The organism is Methanobacterium alcaliphilum (assembly GCF_023227715.1).
In the GTDB taxonomy this organism is placed as follows: domain Archaea; phylum Methanobacteriota; class Methanobacteria; order Methanobacteriales; family Methanobacteriaceae; genus Methanobacterium_E; species Methanobacterium_E alcaliphilum.
Genome location: NZ_JALKIF010000038.1, coordinates 1 through 523, shown reverse-complemented (window position 1 = coordinate 523; position 523 = coordinate 1). Strand labels below are relative to the sequence as shown.

Annotated in this window: 1 tRNA gene; it reads right to left on the bottom strand. The window is 37.7% G+C overall.

Annotated elements, in window-relative coordinates:
• Window positions 1-259: 259 nt before the first annotated feature.
• Window positions 260-333 (bottom strand) — tRNA-Ala (locus MXE27_RS11760).
• Between the last annotated feature and the right edge of the window lie 190 nt (window positions 334-523).

Genomic DNA, 523 nt, shown 5'->3' with positions numbered 1-523 from the left:
AGCATAATTTCACAACTAAACTATTCTGGATTATATATTATTACAAATACTAACTTATACACAGATTCAATCGTTTTTCAAAAGATCTAAACAATCATCTCTGGTTAGTTAGTGCCAGTTTGGGTTACTTATGCACGGAACAATCCATAGTATTTAAAAAAACACTATTATAGTATCATTCCCTTCACTAGCTATCCTCTCAGGATACTAGCTGCACGTATATATTATTAATGAAAATGAGGATTACATATTAAAAAAATGGACCCACCGGGATTTGAACCCGGGGCCTCCGCCTTGCAAGGGCGGCGCTCTCCCAGTCTGAGCTACGGGCCCATTAAAACATTTTAATAAAAAATGTCAGCTTGTGATAGACATGCTAAAGTGTTTGACCACAACATAGGTACCTATGAAAAAAATCCGCCTATGAATCCGGATGTTCCAATACCATATAAAAACCTGAAATTATTTTTTTGTGTAAGGAGGTGATCCAGCCGCAGGTTCCCCTACGGCTACCTTGTTACGA